Source organism: Xanthomonas sacchari (assembly GCF_024266585.1).
Taxonomy (GTDB): Bacteria; Pseudomonadota; Gammaproteobacteria; order Xanthomonadales; family Xanthomonadaceae; genus Xanthomonas_A; species Xanthomonas_A sacchari_C.
Window position 1 is genome coordinate 179,393 of sequence record NZ_CP100647.1, and the last position, 17,374, is coordinate 196,766.

Consider the following 17,374-nt stretch of genomic DNA (forward strand, 5'->3'; position numbering starts at 1 on the left):
CGGTGGCTCATGGCGCCCCCGGCGCGCGCATACGCTTGCGCTCGCCACGGCAGCGATCGGAACAATACGTCACCTCGTCCCAGACCTTCTCCCACTTCTTGCGCCAGCGGAACGGCCGGCCGCAGTGCAGGCAGGGCTTCTGCGGCAGATAGCCTTTCTTGCGCATGCCCCGCCTCGGCTCGCCCAGGTTCGCCGTCGCTTACGGCTGCGCCGGCCACTCGCGAAACACCACGCAGACGGTGGTGGGATCCAGCATCGCGAATTCGCGCGCGCCCCAGGGCTTGAGCGCGACGGTGCGGGCGTTGGGATGCAGCCATTGCGGCGCGCGTGCGGACAACTCCGCGTAGATCGCGTCGATGCTGTCGGTCTCCACGCCCAGTTCCGGCCGGTCCTTGGCCGCCCACTCGGCGTTTTCCACCAGATAGGCCTTGGCACCGTCGCGCGCGATCACCGCCATCGTCGCGTCCTGGTACAGCACGTGGAATCCCAGGCCGCCGACGAAGAAGTCCAGCCCGTCCTGCATGCGCGCGTAGAAGATCGTGGGGATGAGGTTCTTGAACATGCGAGACCCTGCGTGCGTGGCCAGCGGCGAGTGTACGGCCTTGTCCCGCTGGCGGCATGGCAGAGGAAGATCGGTACACACTTGCATGGACACAACTGCGGACCTGAGAAAATCCTAGCGCTCCCTTTCCTGCTGCTATCACGCCCTGAAAGCATTGAATATCATTTGGCTTGTTGAATGGAAATATCAGACTTAGCCCTGATAAGCGCTGGGAGCTTAAAAACATCCGCCACGATGTCACTTTTTCGGCCAGGGAAAATATACGCCAGTGCGCTGACAGCATCCGCGTCCATACGGAAAACATCTACTCTCGGCAAATAAGAGATGTGCAACGCATCAGCGAAGTCACTCCCCTTCGGCCTACGCGGAGTGGACAACTGCGATGAACGCCGAAGCATTTCCGCCAAATACCGCAAAAGAGCGTCAAGCGAAGGCATGGACTCATCTACAATCAAAGGACCATCATAGTTCTTAGATTCATCTAAGAGACGACGGGCTATTGAGGAACGCATTTCCACAAGGGACTTGTCGAGCCCGGCGCCAACTTCCTTGGCAAGCTCTTTCTTTTGTTCAGAGGTGTCCATGCCGCTGGCCCACCTTAGCACTTCTTCCTTAATAGCCGTTACAGACTCGACGTAAGCTCCATAGCCGCCACGCAATATTTCGGGAAAATTCAAATTGCTCTCATTAGAAGCAGCAAGCCATGCGGTGAATGACTTTACGTCCTGTATGCTTCTCTCAATCATCGCTACAACGTCAGGCCATTCTACTTCATGTCCGTAATATTTAATTAGGATATTAGTGTCTTTGAGGAAAGGATACTTCTCGCGGAACTCAGCTACTAGCGGGCTGCTATTTTTGCGCAGTTGGCTTTCCATGGCACGTCGCTCCTTCCTATTCGGAGAATTGGATGGCCGCTCCAAGGGCTGATTGGCGATACCCAGATCGGGAAACCAGTTGGATGACAGAGCGGGTGTAGCTTCACCTGTCCTTTTACATATCAAGGAACGAACTTCATATTCAACCAAAGATACGAAAGAGGGCATACTTTCCCTACCGCAGAACTCCGCTATCGTACGGATGCGGTCAAGTCCTTCTCCGGTTGCAGCAGCGTTAGTAGGAAATGTCTCGTATATGTGAATATCACTAAATACAAACCTTACAACTCCATCTTTCTTTAGTTGGAGCAACTCCGCCTTTAGCGATGAATACTTCTCGTGATCTTTATGCTTCGCCGAGAAATGCGAAAAATCTTGACTGTCGAGATACACGGTTAGCATCTGACCTCCCTGTAAAATTGGGTTTAGCTCGATCCCGAACTGGAGTATTACCTAATCGATGAGAGCTCGCTTACAAGGAGTTTTGGTGATCAAACAGCACAGCGTCCAACAGGCGCCGACTACACTACCGCCGATGACCTCGCCCCTGCCCCTGCCGTCGCTGCAGCCGCTCGCCGATCCCGCACCCAGCGCGCCCCGTAACGCGGCCGCGCTGGGCAAGCGCCTGTGCCGGCAGGTCGGCCAGGCCATCGCCGATTTCGGCATGATCGGCGCCGGCGACAGGGTGATGGTGTGCCTGTCCGGCGGCAAGGACAGCTACACCCTGCTGGACATCCTGCTGCAGCTGCAGCGCAAGGCGCCGGTGCCGTTCGAACTGGTGGCGGTAAACCTGGACCAGAAACAGCCGGGCTTTCCCGCCGACGTGCTGCCGACCTACCTGCGCCAGCGCGGCGTGCCCTGGCATGTGATCGAGCAGGACACCTATTCGGTGGTCACCCGGGTGGTGCCGGAGGGCAAGACCCTGTGTTCGCTGTGTTCGCGGCTGCGCCGTGGCGCGCTGTATCGCTACGCCGCCGAGCACGGCTTCACCAAGATCGCGTTGGGCCACCACCGCGACGACATCGTCGCCACCTTCTTCATGAATCTGTTCTTCCACGCCAAGCTGGCGGCGATGGCGCCGGTGCTGCGCAGCGACGATGGCCGCCACGTGGTGATCCGGCCGCTGGCCTATGTGCGCGAGGACGACATCGCCGCCTACGCGCAGGCGCAGGCCTTCCCGCTGATCCCGTGCACGCTGTGCGGCAGCCAGGAAACGCTGCAGCGCCGCCAGGTCGGGCAACTGCTGCAACAGTGGGACCGGGAGCATCCGGGGCGGGTGGAGCAGATCGCCCGGGCGCTGGGCAACGTGCACCCCGCGCAACTGGCCGACCGCGCGCTGTTCGACTTCGCCGCGCTCGGTGGCGCCGCCACGGTCGCGGCCGGCGCCTGGGCAGGCGACGCGCCGGGCTGAGGCCCCTCGCTGAACCGCCCGATGCGGTGCCCGGGCGGGCGCGATGCGACAATGGCCGCCGCTCCCCGGCGCGTGCCGCCGGACCGTTCCGTTTCCTTCCGCTGGATGCTCGATGTTCTTTCGCAATCTGACCCTGTTCCGCTTCCCCACCACGCTCGATTTCTCCGAGGTCGAAAAGCTCCTGCCGGAGGCCCTGCTCAAGTCGGTCGGCCCGCTGGAAATGAGTTCGCGCGGCTTCATCTCCCCGTTCGGCCGCGACGAGCAGGAAGCGCTGTCGCACCGCATCGCCGACTTCCTGTGGCTGACCGTCGGCGGCGAGGACAAGATCCTGCCCGGCTCGGTGGTCAACGACCTGCTCGCACGCAAGGTCGCCGAGATCGAGGAGAAGGAAGGCCGGCGCCCCGGCGGCCGCGCGCGCAAGCGGCTCAAGGACGACCTGATCCACGAGCTGCTGCCGCGCGCCTTCGTCAAGTCCTCGCGCACCGACGCCATGCTCGACCTGCAGCACGGCTACGTCGCGGTGGACACCTCCAGCCGCAAGACAGGCGAGAACGTGATGTCGGAGATCCGCGGCCTGCTCGGCAGCTTCCCGGCGCTGCCGCTGAACGCCGAGGTCGCACCGCGCTCGATCCTCACCGGCTGGATCGCCGGCGAGCCGCTGCCCGAGGGCCTGAGCCTGGGCGAAGAGTGCGAGATGAAGGACCCCATCGAGGGCGGCGCGGTGGTCAAGTGCCAGCATCAGGAACTGCGCTGCGACGAGATCGACAAGCACCTGGAGGCCGGCAAGCAGGTGACCAAGCTGGCCCTGGTGCTCGACGACCACGTGTCCTTCGTGCTCGGCGACGACCTGGTGATCCGCAAGCTGAAGTTCCTCGACGGCGCCCTGGATCAGCTCGAGCATGCCGACCAGGACGGCGTGCGCGCCGAACTGGACGCGCGCTTCGCGCTGATGAGCGCCGAGGTGCGGCGCCTGTTCCTGCTGCTGGAAGACGCGCTGAAGCTGAGCAAGGCCGACTGATGCCACGGCGGAGGCGGCCGTACGCGGCTGTCACCGTGCGCACCCGCGTCGGCGGTATGCTGTGCCCATGCCCGATCTGCTCCGTCGCCTGATCGCGCCGCCCCCGGCGGCCGTCGAACGCGACCTCGTCCGCTTCCGCCTGGACGAGCGCGAGGTCGAAGTGCTGCGCGTGCGCGACCCGCGCGCACGGCGCATCAAGCTCAGCGTGGACGAACGTGGCGCGCGGCTGACCCTGCCGCTGCGCGCCAGCCTGGTCGCCGGCGAGCGCTTCCTGCTGGAGAACCGGCAATGGCTGGCGCAGCAGCTGTCGCGCTATGTCGCCGCCGAGACGCTGGCGCCGCTGCGGCCCGGCGAGGCCGGCGAACTGCCGCTGCACGGGCAGACGTTGCCGGTGGCCTGGCACGACGCCCACTACGCGCGCATCGACCTCGTCGATGGCGTGGCCCAGGTGCACCTGCCGCCGCGCGGCGGCGATGCGGCGTTGCGCCGCGCGCTGCGCGATTTCTACGAGGCCCAGGCCCGCGCCGACGTCGGCCGCTGGCTGCCGCGCTACCTGCCGTCGCTGCCGCGTGCCCCGCGCGCGGTGCGCTACAAGGTGATGTCCTCGCAGTGGGGCTCGCTGGCGCCCGACGGCAGCATGGCGCTGGACCTGGCGCTGGTGCTGGGGCGGCCCTCGGCGTTCGAGTACGTGCTGGTGCACGAACTCTGCCACCTGATCCAGGCCAACCACTCGCCGGCGTTCTGGCACGAGGTGGAAGCGCGCTTCCCCGACTGGCGCGCCGAGCGCACCTGGTTCCACCAGCACGGCCGCCAGCTCAAGGCGCGTCTGCGCTGGCTGCTGCAGCCGGAGCGCGACTGAAGGGCATAGCCACGCACGCAGGGACGCGTTGCGTAGGAGTGGCTTCAGCCGCGACAGGCTTCACCGGGAACGCCCGTCGCGGCTGAAGCCGCTCCTACGGGACACGCTGCACCCGATCGGATCGGGCGAAGCACATTCTTCGGGGACCACGAAGACGCTGCGGCGTTCGCGCGCCTGGCGCCGGCGCGGTGTGGCGCGGAGCGGGAACCAGCGGGAGAGAAATGTTGCGCCGCCGCACGTTATCGCGCAGGCCGACGCTGCAGAGGCATGAACGGAAGATGGGTTCTGGGCGCGCCGCTGCGAGCGCATCGCGGTGTGTTGGCCCAGCGCTGCGGAAGCAGAACTCCATGCAGCGCCCGGTAGGCCCCCTCTCCTCCCGCCTACCGCAAATCAGGCGCGGCCTCCGGCGCCAGCGAGGCGGTACGGTCCGGGCGGCACTACGCCGGCATGTCAGGACGCCGGGATCGAGCCGCGAACACAGGACGTATCGCGTCTACGCCTGTTGACGGCAGGCGTGGGCGCAACTTAAGCGAAAATTTTTCTACACACAAGCTTCACGTCGGGCGTGTAGGGCGCACACCTACACGCCTGTCCGCACACCCCTGACGCGAGGCGTTTGGCCTGGCGATCGATCCCACGTCGGTCGTCGCACGCGCAGCGCACGCAGCGCCCGATCCGCCCCCACGTCGTCCGGCGTCAGGCGCTGCGCGCGTAGTCGAAGCCGACCGGCGCAGGCTGGATCGCCAGCGCCGGCGATTCCTCCGCATGCGCGGCCGGCGCCGCGTCGGCCAGGCGGAACACCGCCACCGCCTCGTTGAGCGCGCCGGCCTGCTGCTCCAGCGCGCGCGAGGCCGCGGTGGCCTGCTCCACCAGCGCCAGGTTCTGCTGGGTGCTGCGGTCCATCTGCGTCATCGCCTGGCCGACTTCGTCGATGCCGGCGGCCTGCACCTGCGAGGCCGCCGCGATCGCGGCCATGAGCGTATTGACCTCGCTCACCGACGCCAGCACGCGGCCCATGGTGTGGCCGGCATCGTGCACCTGCGCCGAGGCCATCGCGACCTGGTTCACCGATGCCTCGATCAGGCGCTTGATCTCCTTGGCCGCATCGGCCGAGCGCTGCGCCAGCGCGCGCACCTCGCTGGCGACCACGGCGAAGCCGCGGCCCTGCTCGCCGGCACGCGCGGCTTCCACCGCGGCATTGAGCGCCAGGATGTTGGTCTGGAAGGCGATGCCGTCGATCACCGCGATGATTTCGCCGATCTTGCGCGAGGCCGCTTCCACGCCCTGCATCGCGCCGACCGCCGCGTCGATCGCCGTGCCGCCCTGGCCGGCCACCGTCGCCGCCGCGTCGGCCAGTTGGTTGGCGTGGTGCGCATCCTTGGCGTTCTGGCGGACGGTGTCGGTCAGGCGCGCCGTCGCACGGGCGGTGCGCTCCAGCGTGCCGGCCTGTTCCGCGCTGCGCTGCGACAGGTCCTGGTGGCCGCCAGCGATGGCGCCGGCCTCGGCGTCGATCGCCGCGGCCGCCTGCTGGATGCCGGCCACGATCGCCGCCAGCTGGTCGGCGCTGGCGTTGGCGTCGTCGCGCATGTCGGCGAACACGCCGTGGAAGTCGCCGTGCATGCGCACGCCGAGGTCGCCGCTGGCGATGGCGCGCAGCAAGCCGGACAACTGCACCAGGTTGCCGTCCACCGTCGCCATCAACTGGTTGAGGCTCTCGAGCATGATGCGGAAATCGTGCTGGTGCGCGCCCAGGTCGGCGCGTGCGCTGAAGTCGCCGGCCGCGGCGGCCTCGGCCAGATTCCAGATGTCGCGGCTGAGCGCCCCCAGGTTGGCCTTGATCGCATCCATCGCCTCGGAGATCGCCGCCTGCTCGCCGGGCAGGCGCGGCATGTCCTCGCCGAGGTCGCCGATGGCGTAGCGCCGCATCAGCGCCACCGTCGACTGCGCGGTGCCCACGTGCAGGTCGACCAGCGCATTGGCATCGCGCAGCAGTTGCCCGTAGTCGCCCGGGAACGCGGCCGCATCGCCGCGGCAGGCGATGGCGCCTTCGGCATGCCGTTGCGCCATCCGCCGCTGTTCGGCCAGCACCGCGCGCAGCTGCGTCTGCATGGTCTGCATGCTGCGCAGCAGGTCGGCGGCCTCGTCGTTGCCCTGCACCGGCACCAGCGCATCGAGCTGGCCGGCGGCGATCGCCGCGGCCACCCGGGTGCCTTCGCGCAGCGGCCGCACCAGGCTCTGGGTGATGCACCAGCCCAGCCAGGCGCTGACCGCCAGCAACAGGCCGCCGCCGAGCAGCAGCATCCAGCGCGCGCGGGCCATGGTGGCCACCGCTTGCGCATAGGAACCGTCGCTGAGCGTGCGCAGGTGCGCGGCATTGCGCTGGATCGCCTGTTGCCATTGCGCCAGCAGCGGCTGCAGCGTGTAAAGGTGCAGGGTCTGCGCATCCAGGTTCTGGTTGTCGGCGGCCAGCGCCAGCACCTGCGACTGGAACGGCTGCACCTGCGCGTAGGCCTTGTCGATGGCCGCGCGCAACTGCGCGCCGGTGCGGTCGGCCGGGTCCAGGCGCAGCGCGAACAGCTTGCGCCGCGCTTGCGCGTAGTCGCGCTGGGCGTCGCCGATGGCGCGCACCACCGCCTGCTTCTCGTCGGGGTTGGTCAGGATGACGTCGTTGAGCAGGCCGATCTCCAGCCGCGCCTGCGCCGCGACCATGGCGTTGGACAGGCGGATCTTCTCCATCTTGTCCAGGGCGATGTCGTCGAGCTGCTGGCGCGCCAGCGCCATCGACGCCAGGCTGGCCACGATCAGGGCACCGCAGATCGACAACAGGGCGGCGAAGGCGAAGGTCAGGCGTGGGCCGACCCGGTAGCGGCGAAGGAGGCGGATCATCGGAAGGGCGGCGTAGGGCGGAAGGGTGTGCGCTACGCTGTGCGCCGAAGTTTTCCGAAACGCGACGGCGCGGCGACAACATGCCGAACTGTGACGCCGGAACGAGCTCGACCGCGGCACGCTGCGCACCGCCAGCGGTCACTGCGTCGCAGTGTGCCTACGCGATGCGCGGCGGGACGGCGGCGCCCCAGGGCCAGGGGCGCACCGCGACGCGGTGGCCGCCGCGCTCGCCTCAGAGGAAGTCGTGCAGCAGCGCAGCCACCGCCGCCGGTTGTTCCATGTGCAGATGGTGGGTGCCGGGCAGCGTGTGCACGCGGCCGTCGCGCAGGCACGCGGCGCGCGCCAGGCGCAGCGGTTCGGGCAGGATGTCCTGGGCCGGATCGGCGAACACCACCGCGGTCGGGCATTCGATGCCGGCCAGCAGCGCCTGCATCTGCGTCTCGGTCGGGCGGATCGCGGTGGGCAGGGTCAGGCGGCGGTCGCTACGCCACACGTAACCGCCGTCCACCGCCCGCACGCCGCGCTCCACCAGCAGCCGCGCGGCCGGCTCGCTGAGCTGGTTGGCCAGCATCCGCGCGCGCACCGGCGCGGCCAGGTCGGGAAACACCCGCAACGGCGTGGCGCTGGCGCGGCGGGTACTGGCCACGCTGTTGCGCAGCCGCTCCACCGCCCCCGCCTCTCGCTCGGCCAGGCCGCCCAGCATCTCGATCGCCACCAGCTTGTCGATGCGCTGCGGCGCCGCGGCGGCCAGCAGGCTGGCGATGGCCGCCCCCATCGAATGGCCGATCAGCACGAAGCGGTCCCAGCCCAGCGCATCGGCCGCGTCCAGCACCGGATGCAGGGCGCTGGCCAGCAGGTACTCGGCGCCATCGGGCAAGGCGCTGCTGTGGCCATGGCCGGGCAGGTCCAGCATCACCAGGTCCAGGCGCGGCAGGTGCCGGCTCAGCGGCACGAAGCTGGCGGCGTTGTCGAGCCAGCCGTGCAGGGCCAGCGCTTTCGGCCCATTCGGGTCGCCGCTGCGCAATCCGGCCAGCGCGCCCACCCGCGACGGGCAGGCGAAGGGACGCACGCTCATGCGGCGCGGGCGGCCAGCTGCGCCAGCGCGCGCGCGTGCGCCGGGGCGTCGTTGAGACAAGGGATGTAGCGCACCTGCATGCCGCGTTCGGCGCAGGTCTCGACGAAGCCCATCGCCACTTCTTCCAGGGTTTCCAGGCAATCGGTGGCGAAGCCGGGACAGATCACGTCCACCTGCTTGACCCCTTGCGCGGCCAGTTCCCACAGCCGTGGTTCGGCATACGGGCGCAGCCAGCGCTCGGCGCCGAAACGCGACTGGTAGCCGAGTTCCCACTGCCCGGCCTCCAGCCCCAGGGCGGCGGCGATCGCCTGCGCACTGGCTTGGCAGCGCTGCGGGTAGGGATCGCCGTTGTCGGCCACGCGCTGCGGCAGGCCGTGGAAGGAGAAGAACAGCCGCTCGCCGCGGCCGTGCTGCGCCCAGTGCGCGCGCACGCTGTCGGCCACCGCCTCGACCCAGGCCGGATCGGTCGGGTAGTCCTCGATCAGGTGCACCGGCAGCTGCGGATGGCGCGCCTGCCAGGCCCGCACCACGTCCTCGATCGAGGCGGTGGTGGTGGTCGAATACTGCGGGTACAGCGGCAGCACCACGATCCGGCGCACGCCCGCCTCGCGCAGCGCGTCCAGGGCCGGCGCCAGCGCCGGCGCGCCGTAGCGCATCGCCCAGACCACGCGGTGCCCGGGCAGGACGCGCTGCATGCCCTCGGCCAGGCGCCGGGTATACACCGCCAGCGGCGAGCCGTCCGGCAGCCACACCTGGGCGTACTTCTCCGCCGACTTCGGCGAACGCCGCGGCAGGATCACCCAGTGCAGCAGCGGCCACCAGACCAGCCGCGGGATCGCGACCACGCGCTTGTCGCCGAGGAACTCGGCCAGGTAACGGGCGACCGCAGGCGCGGTCGGCGCCTCGGGCGTGCCTAGATTCACCACCAGGATGGCGGTCTCGGGTGCGTCTGCCATGCGCGCATTGTGGCAGAGCGCGCGCGCCGCGGCGTGTCGATACGCTCGATCGCGGCGATCGACGGCGCCTGCGCACGGCGCCGGCACCACTCATTGCCGATTCATTGCCCTGTGACTAAGTTCGAGCGCTTGCAGTATCTTGCTGCGGACCTACTTCGGAGCCCGCCATGCCCCTCCTGCCGCGCCTCGCCCTGTTGTTGAGCACTGTGTTGTTCGCTGGCCACGCCGTGGCCGGTCCGGAAGAGGACGAGCGCGCCCGCAACGCGCTGCGCGTGCTGACCGACATCCAGAAGATCCCCGAACAGTCCATCCCCGACAAGCTGCTCGACGAGGGCCGCGCCATCGTGGTGATCCCGGACACGCTCAAGGCCGGCCTGGTGATCGGCGGGCGCCGCGGCCACGGCCTGATGTCGGTCAAGCGCCCGGATGGCACCTGGTCCAACCCGGTGTTCGTCAAGCTCACCGGCGGCAGCATCGGCTTCCAGGTCGGCGTGCAGTCCTCCGACGTGGTGCTGGTGTTCCGCAACGACCGCAGCCTGGACAACATCGTCAATGGCAAGTTCACCCTCGGCGCCGATGCCGGCGTCGCCGCCGGCCCGGTCGGGCGCAACGCCGCCGCCGCCACCGACGGCCAGCTCAAGGCCGAGATCTGGTCGTGGTCGCGCGCCCGCGGCCTGTTCGCCGGCGTCGCCCTGGACGGTGCCGCGCTGCAGATCGACGATGCCGCCGACCTCAACGCCTACGGCCCCAACACCACGCCGCGGATGATCTTCGAGGGCCGCACTCCGAACCGGCCGTCCAACGACATCGTCGCCTTCCGCGACAAGCTCGAGGAAGCCACCTACGCCGCGCGGCAGAGCCGCGGCACCGACAGCGGCGGCAACCCGGCCCCTGCGCCGGCACCGGCCATGCCGGCGCAGCAGGCCACGCCGGAACCGACCGCCGCGCCCGAGGCCGCCGCCAGCACCGCGCCCCTGCAGGGCCAGGCGCAGCCGGCGCCGCAGCAGGGCTTCCAGCCGGTGTCCGACGGCGAGATCCGCACCGAGAAGCTCGACGGCGATCGCTGAGCGCCATTCCCAACGCCACCTGTCCCTCTCGCCGTGCAGGCGCGCCTGCATGGCCGGGGAAGGTAACGCCACGCGGCGCGGTGCGTTATCCTGCGGGTTCCTTACGACTTTTCTGCGAGCGGATCATGGGCAGTCTTAGCATCTGGCACTGGCTGGTCGTGCTGGTGATCGTGCTGCTGGTGTTCGGCACCAAGCGGCTGACGAGCGGCGCCAAGGATCTGGGCAATGCGGTCAAGGAATTCAAGAAAGGCATGCGCGACGAGGACAAGCCCGCCGGCCAGCTCGGCGACGAGACGCGCAGCAGCAGCGAGCCGTCCCGCCAGACCCAGGCCGAACGCGACCGCGACGCGCACTGACGGGACACCGCCGGCGTGTTCGATATCGGCTTCAGCGAACTGCTGGTGATCGCGGTGGTGGCACTGGTGGTGCTCGGCCCCGAGCGCCTGCCCAAGGCGGCGCGCTTCGCCGGGCTGTGGGTGCGCCGCGCCCGCGCGCAGTGGGACTCGGTGAAGCAGGAACTGGAACGCGAACTGGAAGCCGAGGAACTCAAGCGCAGCCTGCACGACGTGCAGAGTTCGCTGCGCCAGGCCGAGACCCAGCTGCGCGACGGCGGCCAGGAGCTGCAGCGGCAGACCGAGGCGCTGCGCCGCGAGATCGATCCGAACCCGCCGGTGCCGCCCGCCGACAGCGTGCCGCCGGCGTCCACCGCCACGACCGACGCCCCGACGGGCCACGCGGCCGACCCGGCCACGCCACTGGCGGCGCCGTCGGCCACGCCGGCCCCGGTCTCCACGGTGCCGGCCGCCGCACGCGGTGCGGCCGCGCCGCATCCGGCCTCCACTGGCGCGGCCGCGCACAGCGGCCAGCCTCCCGCCAGTGACCCGGAGGCGCCGCGATGAACGTCGAGGCCGAAAGCAGCCTGATCGAGCACCTGGTCGAACTGCGCGCGCGGCTGATGCGCGCGCTGATCGGCCTGGGCGTGGTGGTGGTGGCGCTGCTGCCCTTCTCCAAGCGCCTGTATTCCTGGCTGGCCGAGCCGATGCTGGCGCAGTTGCCGGTGGGCCAGAGCGTGATCGCCACGCACCCGGCCGGCGCGGTCATCGCCCCGCTCAAGCTGGCGTTCTTCCTGGCCCTGTTCGTGTCCGCGCCGTGGCTGCTGTACCAGGCCTGGGCCTTCGTCGCCCCCGGCCTGTACCAGCGCGAGAAGCGCCTGGCGCTGCCGCTGCTGGCCTCGGCGGTGCTGCTGTTCTATCTCGGCTGCGGCTTCGCCTACTTCCTGGTGCTGCCGGCGGTGTTCCACTTCCTGACCACGTTCAAGCCGGACGTGATCCAGCTCACCCCCGATGCCGGCGCCTACCTGGACTTCGTGCTGGCGATCTTCTTCGCCTTCGGCGCCAGCTTCGAACTGCCGGTGGCGCTGGTGATCCTGGCCCTGCTCGGCTGGGTGACCCCGCAGCAGCTGCGCGACGGCCGCGGCTATGCGGTGGTCGGCATCTTCGTCCTGGCCGCGATCCTGACCCCGCCGGACGTGGTCTCGCAGCTGATGCTGGCGATCCCGATGTGCCTGCTGTACGAACTGGGCATCATCGCCGCGGCAGCGGTGACCAAGAAGCCGGGAATCGAGGCACGGGAATAGGGAATCGGAACAGCGGTTCGCTGCATACCCGCCATCACCACGCAGCTTGACGGCAATCTGCCGCACACAGCAAAAACGGCCCCGAAGGGCCGTTTTTGCTGTTGCTGTCGCTCTTACGATTCCCGATTCCCGACTCCCGGCCCTACGCCACAAACACGTTCGACGGCGGCGGCGGCACCGCCGGCGCGGCGTCGCCGGCATGCACGAACATCTGCTTCCAGGCCGCATACACGACCCCGGCCAGGACCGGCATCAGCAGCGCCATCAGCAGCAATTGCCCGACCAGCGCCGCCACGGCGGTGCCGACCAGGAACTGCAGCACCAGCATCACCACCGTCAGCGCGAAATAGAACGCGAACATGGCCAGGAAGGCGAGGACGAAGAACACCAGCATCGCCGGCAGGTTGTGCAGGCAGGCGCGCAGGCCGTGGCCGATCGCGGCGATGCCGTTGCGGCCGTCGAACATCACCTGCGGCGCGAACAGGAACAGGGTCAGCGCCACCGCCACGAACCCGACCGCCACCAGCATCAGCCACAGCAGGATACGCAGCGCCGGCAGGGTCGCGACCAGCTGCTCCACCTGCGCCGGATCCGGCTGCGCGCCGGACTGGCCCAGTTCGTTGAGCTTGTTCATCACCGTCGTCAGTTGCATCCATCCTTCCGGACGGATCACCACGACGGCGAGGATGGACAGCGCCAACAAGGCGATCGCCTGTGGCAGCAATGCAACCAGCAGGTTCAACGTGCGGCCACCCTGCAGGCCCTGCAGCAGGTGCGCCGGCTCGGCGCTGCGGCCCTGGTCGACCTCGCGCACCGCCCACACCAGCCCGCCGAACAGCAGCGGGCCGGCCAGCCCCATCAGCAGTTGCGCCAGCATGCCCAGGGTCGGGTTGAGCACCCCCAGGAACAGGGCGATCAGCGCCGTCAGGCCCCAGATCAGCCCGAGCCGGCCCAACGTCCACGGCGCCCGTCGCAGCAGCGACATGCCGGCCAACAGCCATTCCGCGCCGGCCGAGGCCGGCAGCTTGCGAATCTCGATCATTGCCAATCCGAAGTGGGGGACGCCGTCAGCGCGGCGACTGCACAGATTATCGCGGTTTTGCCTGGCCGCCGCTGTGCTGCCCACGTGCGTGCTGAACGAAGCGCCGCAGCAGTTTGCGCGCCAGCGGCGCGGCGCTGACCTCGCGGGCGATGGTACGTGCGCAGCGTCCGGCGCTGCGTAGACAGTCTGCACGCGCCTGCACGTAGCCGCGCATGTGGTGGGTGGCGAACTCCGGATGGAACTGCAGGCCCCAGGTCGCCTCGCCCCAGCGGAAGGCGTGGCACTGGTCCTGCGCCGAGCGCGCCAGCACCGTGGCGCCGGCCGGGGCGCGCAGCACCGTCTGCAGATGCGTGGCATGCGCGGGGAAGCGCGCCGGCAGACCGGCGAACAGCGGATCCTCGGCGGCCGGCGGATGCAGTTCGATGTGCACCGTGCCCGATTCGCGCCCGGCCGGGTTGTAGGCCACCTCCCCGCCCAGCGCGTGCGCCAGCAGCTGGTGGCCGTAGCAGATGCCCAGCAGCGGCGTGCCCTCTTCGGCGGCTTCGCGCAGCCAGGCCGCCGAGCGCTCGCTCCAGTCGGCCCGGTCGGTGACGAACGCCGCCGAGCCGGTGACGATCACCCCGGCGAACTCCGTCCGCGCCGGCAGGGCCGCGCCGGCAGCAACGTTGGCCACCACCGTGTCGCCCTCGGCCAGGCCGGCGGCGACGCGGATCCAGTGCGGAAAACGCCCGTAGCGCCGCATCGTCGCCACCGGTTCGCCGGTTTCGAGGATCAGGAAGGGCGCAGCACGGCGACGGACGGAAGAAGCCAACGGCATGCCCGGATTCTAGACGGCGGCGCGCGGCTTTTTCCAAGCGCGCATGCTGCCGATGGCATAAGCATATAACTGCGAGCAAGCCATGCAGCGGCGCCCTGTCCCCGGGCAGGCGGCGCCTGGGAGCGGCGCGGCGGCGGCGAGGTGCCTGCGCGGGCGATCAGCGCGCCGTGTGGCCGCTGCCGGCGTGCCGGCAGCGGCTTCCCATCCGCTTCAGCGCGGCGCGTGCACGCTCTTCGCCTCTCCCCCGAAGAGGACAGACATGCGCCGTTCCCTGATTCCGTTGACCTTGGCCGCCCTGCTGATCGCCTCCGGCGCGGCGGCAGCGGCCCCGGGTTCCACTCGTCCCGCCGAACCGACCACGCTCACCGTGCTCAGCTCCGGCGGCATCATGGGCGCGATCCGCGCCATCGCCCCCGGCTACGAGCAGGCCACCGGGGTGAAGCTGCACATCGAAGCGGCTCCGTCGATGGGCGACACGCCGCAGGCCATTCCCAACCGCCTCGCCCGCCACGAACCGGCGGACGTGCTGCTGATGGTCGGCGCGGCGCTCGACAAGCTCATCGCCGACGGCCAGGCGCGCCAGGCCAGCCGCGTGGACCTGGGCGAGTCCTACATCGCCATGGCGGTCAAGCAGGGCGCGCCCAAGCCGGACATTTCCACCATGGACGCCTTCCGCAAGACCCTGCTGGACAGCCGCTCGGTGGCCTATTCCGACAGCGCCAGCGGCGTCTATCTGTCGCGCACGCTGTTCCCGCGGATGCGGCTGGGCGACGGTTTTGCCGCCAAGGCGCGGATGATTCCCGCCGAGCCGGTCGGCGCGGTGGTCGCGCGCGGCGACGCGCAGTTGGGCTTCCAGCAACTGAGCGAACTCAAGCCGGTCCCGGGCATCGCCATCGTCGGCCTGATCCCCAAGCAGGCGCAGCAGATGACGCTGTACGCCGGCGCCGTGGCCACGGCCAGCACGCAACCGCAGGCGGCGCAGGCGCTGCTGGATTACCTGGCGTCGCCCGCCGCCGCCAAGGCCATCGCCGACAGCGGCCTGACACCGCTCGCCGGGAAGCAATAACCGCGGTACGGGCCACGGCGCTGCGTCCGGCCCGCAAACGCGGGGGCACCGCGCCGCATTCCCTCGCCGCGGTTCGGCCAAACGCGCCATTGCCGCGTAGCAGCGGCTTCAGCCGCGACGGGGCGTTTCCGGGGACGCCTGGTCGCGGCTGAAGCCGCTCCTGCGGCAATGCGGTCTATCTGATGGGACGTTCCCGCACCTGCGTCGGGCGCGGCAGGCCATCGGACCAGGGACCGCATGCCGACGCCGCATCCGGCCCGCTCACTCCCGCGGCGGCAGCACCGACAGCACTTCCTCGACGGTGGTCAGCCCGGCGGCCACTTTCTCCAGGCCGGCGCGGCGCAGCGTGCGCACGCCTTCGGCCTGGGCGGCGCGGCTGAAGCCGGCCAGGTCCATGTCGGCGCGGATCAGGGTGCGCAGGCGCGGGGTCACCGGCAGCAATTCGTACAGGCCGACCCGGCCCAGGTAGCCGGTGCGGCGGCATTCCAGGCAGCCCACCGGGGCATAGGGTTGCAGCACCTCGGGCAAGGCCTCGCCCGGCTCACGCAACGCGTCCCACTCGTGGGCTTCGAGGGTGTGCGGACGCTTGCAGTGGCCGCACAGGGTGCGCACCAGGCGTTGCGCCAGCACGCCGTTGAGGGTGGAGGCGACCAGGTAGTGCGGCACGCCCAGGTCGAGCAGGCGGGTGATCGCCGAGGGCGCGTCGTTGGTGTGCAGGGTCGACAGCACCAGGTGCCCGGTCAGCGAAGCCTGCACCGCCATCTGCGCGGTTTCCAGGTCGCGGATTTCGCCGATCATGATGATGTCCGGGTCCTGCCGCAGCAGCGTGCGCACGCCGCTGGCGAAGTCCAGGTCGATGTTCGGCTGCACCTGCATCTGGTTGAATTCGGTGGCGATCATCTCGATCGGGTCCTCCACGCTGCACACGTTCACGTCCGGCGTGGCCAGGCGCTTGAGCGTGGAGTACAGCGTGGTGGTCTTGCCCGACCCGGTGGGACCGGTGACCAGCACGATCCCATGCGGACGTTCCACCAGCGCGTTCCAGCCGGCCGCTTCCTGCGCGCTGAAACCGAGCTGGTCCACGCTCTTGAACGCGGCGTCGGGGTCGAAGATGCGCATCACGCACTTCTCGCCGAACGCGGTGGGCATGGTCGACAGGCGCATCTCGGTCTCGCGCCCGCCCGGCGAGCGGGTCTTGATGCGCCCGTCCTGCGGCCGCCGCCGTTCGGCCAGGTCCATGCGCCCGAGCACCTTGATACGGCTGACGATGGCGGTCATCACCGCCGGCGGCACTTCCAGCACCTTGTGCAGCACGCCGTCGATGCGGAAGCGCATGCGCCCGGCCTCGCGCCGCGGCTCCAGGTGGATGTCGCTGGCGCGCTGCTCGTAGGCGTACTGCAGCAGCCAGTCGACGATGTGCACGATGTGCTGGTCGTCGGCGTTGACGTCGCCGCCGCGGCCCAGTTCCACCAGTTGCTCGAAGCTGGGCAGGCCGCTGCTCTGCTCGGTGCGCCCGTCCCTGGCGCCGCGCACCGAGCGGGTCACGCCGAAGAACTCCATCGTGTAGCGATGCAGGTCCAGCGGGTTGACCACCACGACCTCGATGCGCCGCCGCGCCAGGTGCTGCACGTCGCCGAGCCAATCCAGCGCCAGCGGTTCGCTGGTCGCCACCAGCAGGCGCTCGGACTGCAGCGCCAGCGGCAGGATGCGATGGCGCCGCGCGTAGGCGTGCGAGACCACACCGGTGACCGCGGCCACGTCGACCCGGGTCGGATCGATGCGCAGGTAGCGCAGGCCGCAGCGCTGCGCCAGCCACTCGGTCAGCCGCTCCAGGCTCAGTTCGCTGCCCGGCGGGCGGGTCGCGGCGAGCTTCAGGTTGGACAGCAGCACCAGCGGATGCACGTCACTGACGGTGCGCGCGGTCTGCGCCGAGAACTGCACGCGGCCACGTTCGGCCGGTGCGACCAGGCCGTCGGCGAGCAGCGCGGCGGCCACGCGTTCGAAGCTCAGGCGGCCCAGCGGCAACGCCACGGCGGGCTCGGCGGGCAACGACACGGGTGGCGCGGCGGGGCGCGAATCCATGGTCCAGGTCCGGTGCGCG

Annotated in this window: 17 protein-coding genes; 8 read left to right on the plus strand and 9 right to left on the minus strand. The window is 69.5% G+C overall.

Going from position 1 to position 17,374, the window contains the following annotated elements; genetic code table 11:
- Positions 1 to 7 precede the first annotated feature (7 nt).
- The 3 genes from NKJ47_RS00670 to NKJ47_RS00680 all read right to left on the minus strand — a co-directional run bounded on the left by NKJ47_RS00670 (position 8) and on the right by NKJ47_RS00680 (position 1,842).
- Positions 8 to 166, minus strand: a complete 159-nt coding sequence (locus NKJ47_RS00670; RefSeq protein ID WP_254459669.1) for a DUF2256 domain-containing protein — start codon at positions 164 to 166, stop codon at positions 8 to 10.
- A gap of 33 nt (positions 167 to 199) precedes the next feature.
- Positions 200 to 562, minus strand: coding sequence for a hypothetical protein (locus NKJ47_RS00675; protein ID WP_254459670.1), 363 nt, complete (start codon positions 560 to 562; stop codon positions 200 to 202).
- A gap of 161 nt (positions 563 to 723) precedes the next feature.
- Complete coding sequence (locus NKJ47_RS00680) at positions 724 to 1,842, minus strand: hypothetical protein (protein ID WP_254459671.1); 1,119 nt, start codon at positions 1,840 to 1,842, stop codon at positions 724 to 726.
- A gap of 133 nt (positions 1,843 to 1,975) precedes the next feature.
- On the opposite strand from NKJ47_RS00680, the gene ttcA reads away from it, so the two are divergent.
- The 3 genes from ttcA to NKJ47_RS00695 all read left to right on the plus strand — a co-directional run bounded on the left by ttcA (position 1,976) and on the right by NKJ47_RS00695 (position 4,728).
- A complete protein-coding gene (gene ttcA / locus NKJ47_RS00685) occupies positions 1,976 to 2,851 on the plus strand; it encodes a tRNA 2-thiocytidine(32) synthetase TtcA (protein WP_254459672.1) in 876 nt (291 codons plus the stop codon).
- Between the two features lie 112 nt (positions 2,852 to 2,963).
- The gene (locus NKJ47_RS00690; protein WP_242157565.1) at positions 2,964 to 3,869 is read left to right on the plus strand and encodes a recombination-associated protein RdgC; all 906 of its coding nucleotides are present in this window, start codon (positions 2,964 to 2,966) and stop codon (positions 3,867 to 3,869) included.
- Between the two features lie 67 nt (positions 3,870 to 3,936).
- The gene (locus NKJ47_RS00695) at positions 3,937 to 4,728 is read left to right on the plus strand and encodes a SprT family zinc-dependent metalloprotease (RefSeq protein ID WP_254459673.1); all 792 of its coding nucleotides are present in this window, start codon (positions 3,937 to 3,939) and stop codon (positions 4,726 to 4,728) included.
- A 696-nt stretch (positions 4,729 to 5,424) separates the two neighbouring features.
- Here NKJ47_RS00695 and NKJ47_RS00700 read toward each other — a convergent pair.
- The 3 genes from NKJ47_RS00700 to hemH form a co-directional block, all read right to left on the minus strand.
- A complete protein-coding gene (locus NKJ47_RS00700; RefSeq protein ID WP_254459674.1) occupies positions 5,425 to 7,614 on the minus strand; it encodes a methyl-accepting chemotaxis protein in 2,190 nt (729 codons plus the stop codon).
- Positions 7,615 to 7,846: 232 nt separating this feature from the next.
- Positions 7,847 to 8,689: an alpha/beta fold hydrolase gene (locus NKJ47_RS00705; RefSeq protein WP_254459675.1), complete on the minus strand. Its 843-nt coding sequence runs from the start codon at positions 8,687 to 8,689 to the stop codon at positions 7,847 to 7,849.
- Positions 8,686 to 9,645, minus strand: coding sequence for a ferrochelatase (gene hemH / locus NKJ47_RS00710; protein WP_254459676.1), 960 nt, complete (start codon positions 9,643 to 9,645; stop codon positions 8,686 to 8,688). Before hemH ends, NKJ47_RS00705 begins: the two co-directional genes overlap by 4 nt.
- A gap of 167 nt (positions 9,646 to 9,812) precedes the next feature.
- On the opposite strand from hemH, the gene NKJ47_RS00715 reads away from it, so the two are divergent.
- The 4 genes from NKJ47_RS00715 to tatC all read left to right on the plus strand — a co-directional run bounded on the left by NKJ47_RS00715 (position 9,813) and on the right by tatC (position 12,348).
- The gene (locus NKJ47_RS00715) at positions 9,813 to 10,712 is read left to right on the plus strand and encodes a lipid-binding SYLF domain-containing protein (RefSeq protein WP_254459677.1); all 900 of its coding nucleotides are present in this window, start codon (positions 9,813 to 9,815) and stop codon (positions 10,710 to 10,712) included.
- Positions 10,713 to 10,837: 125 nt separating this feature from the next.
- Complete coding sequence (gene tatA, locus NKJ47_RS00720; RefSeq protein WP_019798768.1) at positions 10,838 to 11,068, plus strand: Sec-independent protein translocase subunit TatA; 231 nt, start codon at positions 10,838 to 10,840, stop codon at positions 11,066 to 11,068.
- 15 nt (positions 11,069 to 11,083) lie between these two features.
- The gene (tatB, locus tag NKJ47_RS00725; protein ID WP_254459678.1) at positions 11,084 to 11,611 is read left to right on the plus strand and encodes a Sec-independent protein translocase protein TatB; all 528 of its coding nucleotides are present in this window, start codon (positions 11,084 to 11,086) and stop codon (positions 11,609 to 11,611) included.
- Positions 11,608 to 12,348, plus strand: coding sequence for a twin-arginine translocase subunit TatC (tatC, locus tag NKJ47_RS00730; RefSeq protein WP_254459679.1), 741 nt, complete (start codon positions 11,608 to 11,610; stop codon positions 12,346 to 12,348). The genes tatB and tatC overlap by 4 nt, the downstream gene beginning before the upstream one ends.
- Before the next feature lie 142 nt (positions 12,349 to 12,490).
- Here tatC and NKJ47_RS00735 read toward each other — a convergent pair whose 3' ends face one another.
- Both NKJ47_RS00735 and NKJ47_RS00740 read right to left on the minus strand, forming a co-directional pair.
- Complete coding sequence (locus NKJ47_RS00735; protein ID WP_254459680.1) at positions 12,491 to 13,390, minus strand: BPSS1780 family membrane protein; 900 nt, start codon at positions 13,388 to 13,390, stop codon at positions 12,491 to 12,493.
- A gap of 46 nt (positions 13,391 to 13,436) precedes the next feature.
- Positions 13,437 to 14,207: a glutamine amidotransferase gene (locus NKJ47_RS00740; RefSeq protein ID WP_254459681.1), complete on the minus strand. Its 771-nt coding sequence runs from the start codon at positions 14,205 to 14,207 to the stop codon at positions 13,437 to 13,439.
- A gap of 259 nt (positions 14,208 to 14,466) precedes the next feature.
- On the opposite strand from NKJ47_RS00740, the gene NKJ47_RS00745 reads away from it, so the two are divergent.
- A complete protein-coding gene (locus NKJ47_RS00745; protein WP_254459682.1) occupies positions 14,467 to 15,273 on the plus strand; it encodes a substrate-binding domain-containing protein in 807 nt (268 codons plus the stop codon).
- 261 nt (positions 15,274 to 15,534) lie between these two features.
- On the opposite strand, the gene NKJ47_RS00750 is transcribed toward NKJ47_RS00745, so the two are convergent.
- On the minus strand, positions 15,535 to 17,355 hold the full coding sequence (locus tag NKJ47_RS00750) for a GspE/PulE family protein (protein ID WP_254459683.1): 1,821 nt from the start codon (positions 17,353 to 17,355) through the stop codon (positions 15,535 to 15,537).
- Positions 17,356 to 17,374: the final 19 nt, after the last annotated feature.

Excerpts from the sequence above, each read along its gene's own strand:
- NKJ47_RS00745 (WP_254459682.1), top strand. The coding sequence starts at position 14,467 with ATGCGCCGTTCCCTGATTCCGTTGACCTTGGCCGCCCTGCTGATCGCC.
- NKJ47_RS00675 (WP_254459670.1), bottom strand. The coding sequence starts at position 562 with ATGTTCAAGAACCTCATCCCCACGATCTTCTACGCGCGCATGCAGGAC.
- NKJ47_RS00735 (WP_254459680.1), bottom strand. The coding sequence starts at position 13,390 with ATGATCGAGATTCGCAAGCTGCCGGCCTCGGCCGGCGCGGAATGGCTG.
- NKJ47_RS00715 (WP_254459677.1), top strand. The coding sequence starts at position 9,813 with ATGCCCCTCCTGCCGCGCCTCGCCCTGTTGTTGAGCACTGTGTTGTTC.
- NKJ47_RS00690 (WP_242157565.1), top strand. The coding sequence starts at position 2,964 with ATGTTCTTTCGCAATCTGACCCTGTTCCGCTTCCCCACCACGCTCGAT.
- NKJ47_RS00700 (WP_254459674.1), bottom strand. The coding sequence starts at position 7,614 with ATGATCCGCCTCCTTCGCCGCTACCGGGTCGGCCCACGCCTGACCTTC.
- hemH (WP_254459676.1), bottom strand. The coding sequence starts at position 9,645 with ATGGCAGACGCACCCGAGACCGCCATCCTGGTGGTGAATCTAGGCACG.
- tatC (WP_254459679.1), top strand. The coding sequence starts at position 11,608 with ATGAACGTCGAGGCCGAAAGCAGCCTGATCGAGCACCTGGTCGAACTG.
- NKJ47_RS00695 (WP_254459673.1), top strand. The coding sequence starts at position 3,937 with ATGCCCGATCTGCTCCGTCGCCTGATCGCGCCGCCCCCGGCGGCCGTC.
- tatA (WP_019798768.1), top strand. The coding sequence starts at position 10,838 with ATGGGCAGTCTTAGCATCTGGCACTGGCTGGTCGTGCTGGTGATCGTG.
- NKJ47_RS00670 (WP_254459669.1), bottom strand. The coding sequence starts at position 166 with ATGCGCAAGAAAGGCTATCTGCCGCAGAAGCCCTGCCTGCACTGCGGC.
- NKJ47_RS00680 (WP_254459671.1), bottom strand. The coding sequence starts at position 1,842 with ATGCTAACCGTGTATCTCGACAGTCAAGATTTTTCGCATTTCTCGGCG.
- NKJ47_RS00740 (WP_254459681.1), bottom strand. The coding sequence starts at position 14,207 with ATGCCGTTGGCTTCTTCCGTCCGTCGCCGTGCTGCGCCCTTCCTGATC.
- NKJ47_RS00705 (WP_254459675.1), bottom strand. The coding sequence starts at position 8,689 with ATGAGCGTGCGTCCCTTCGCCTGCCCGTCGCGGGTGGGCGCGCTGGCC.
- ttcA (WP_254459672.1), top strand. The coding sequence starts at position 1,976 with ATGACCTCGCCCCTGCCCCTGCCGTCGCTGCAGCCGCTCGCCGATCCC.
- NKJ47_RS00750 (WP_254459683.1), bottom strand. The coding sequence starts at position 17,355 with ATGGATTCGCGCCCCGCCGCGCCACCCGTGTCGTTGCCCGCCGAGCCC.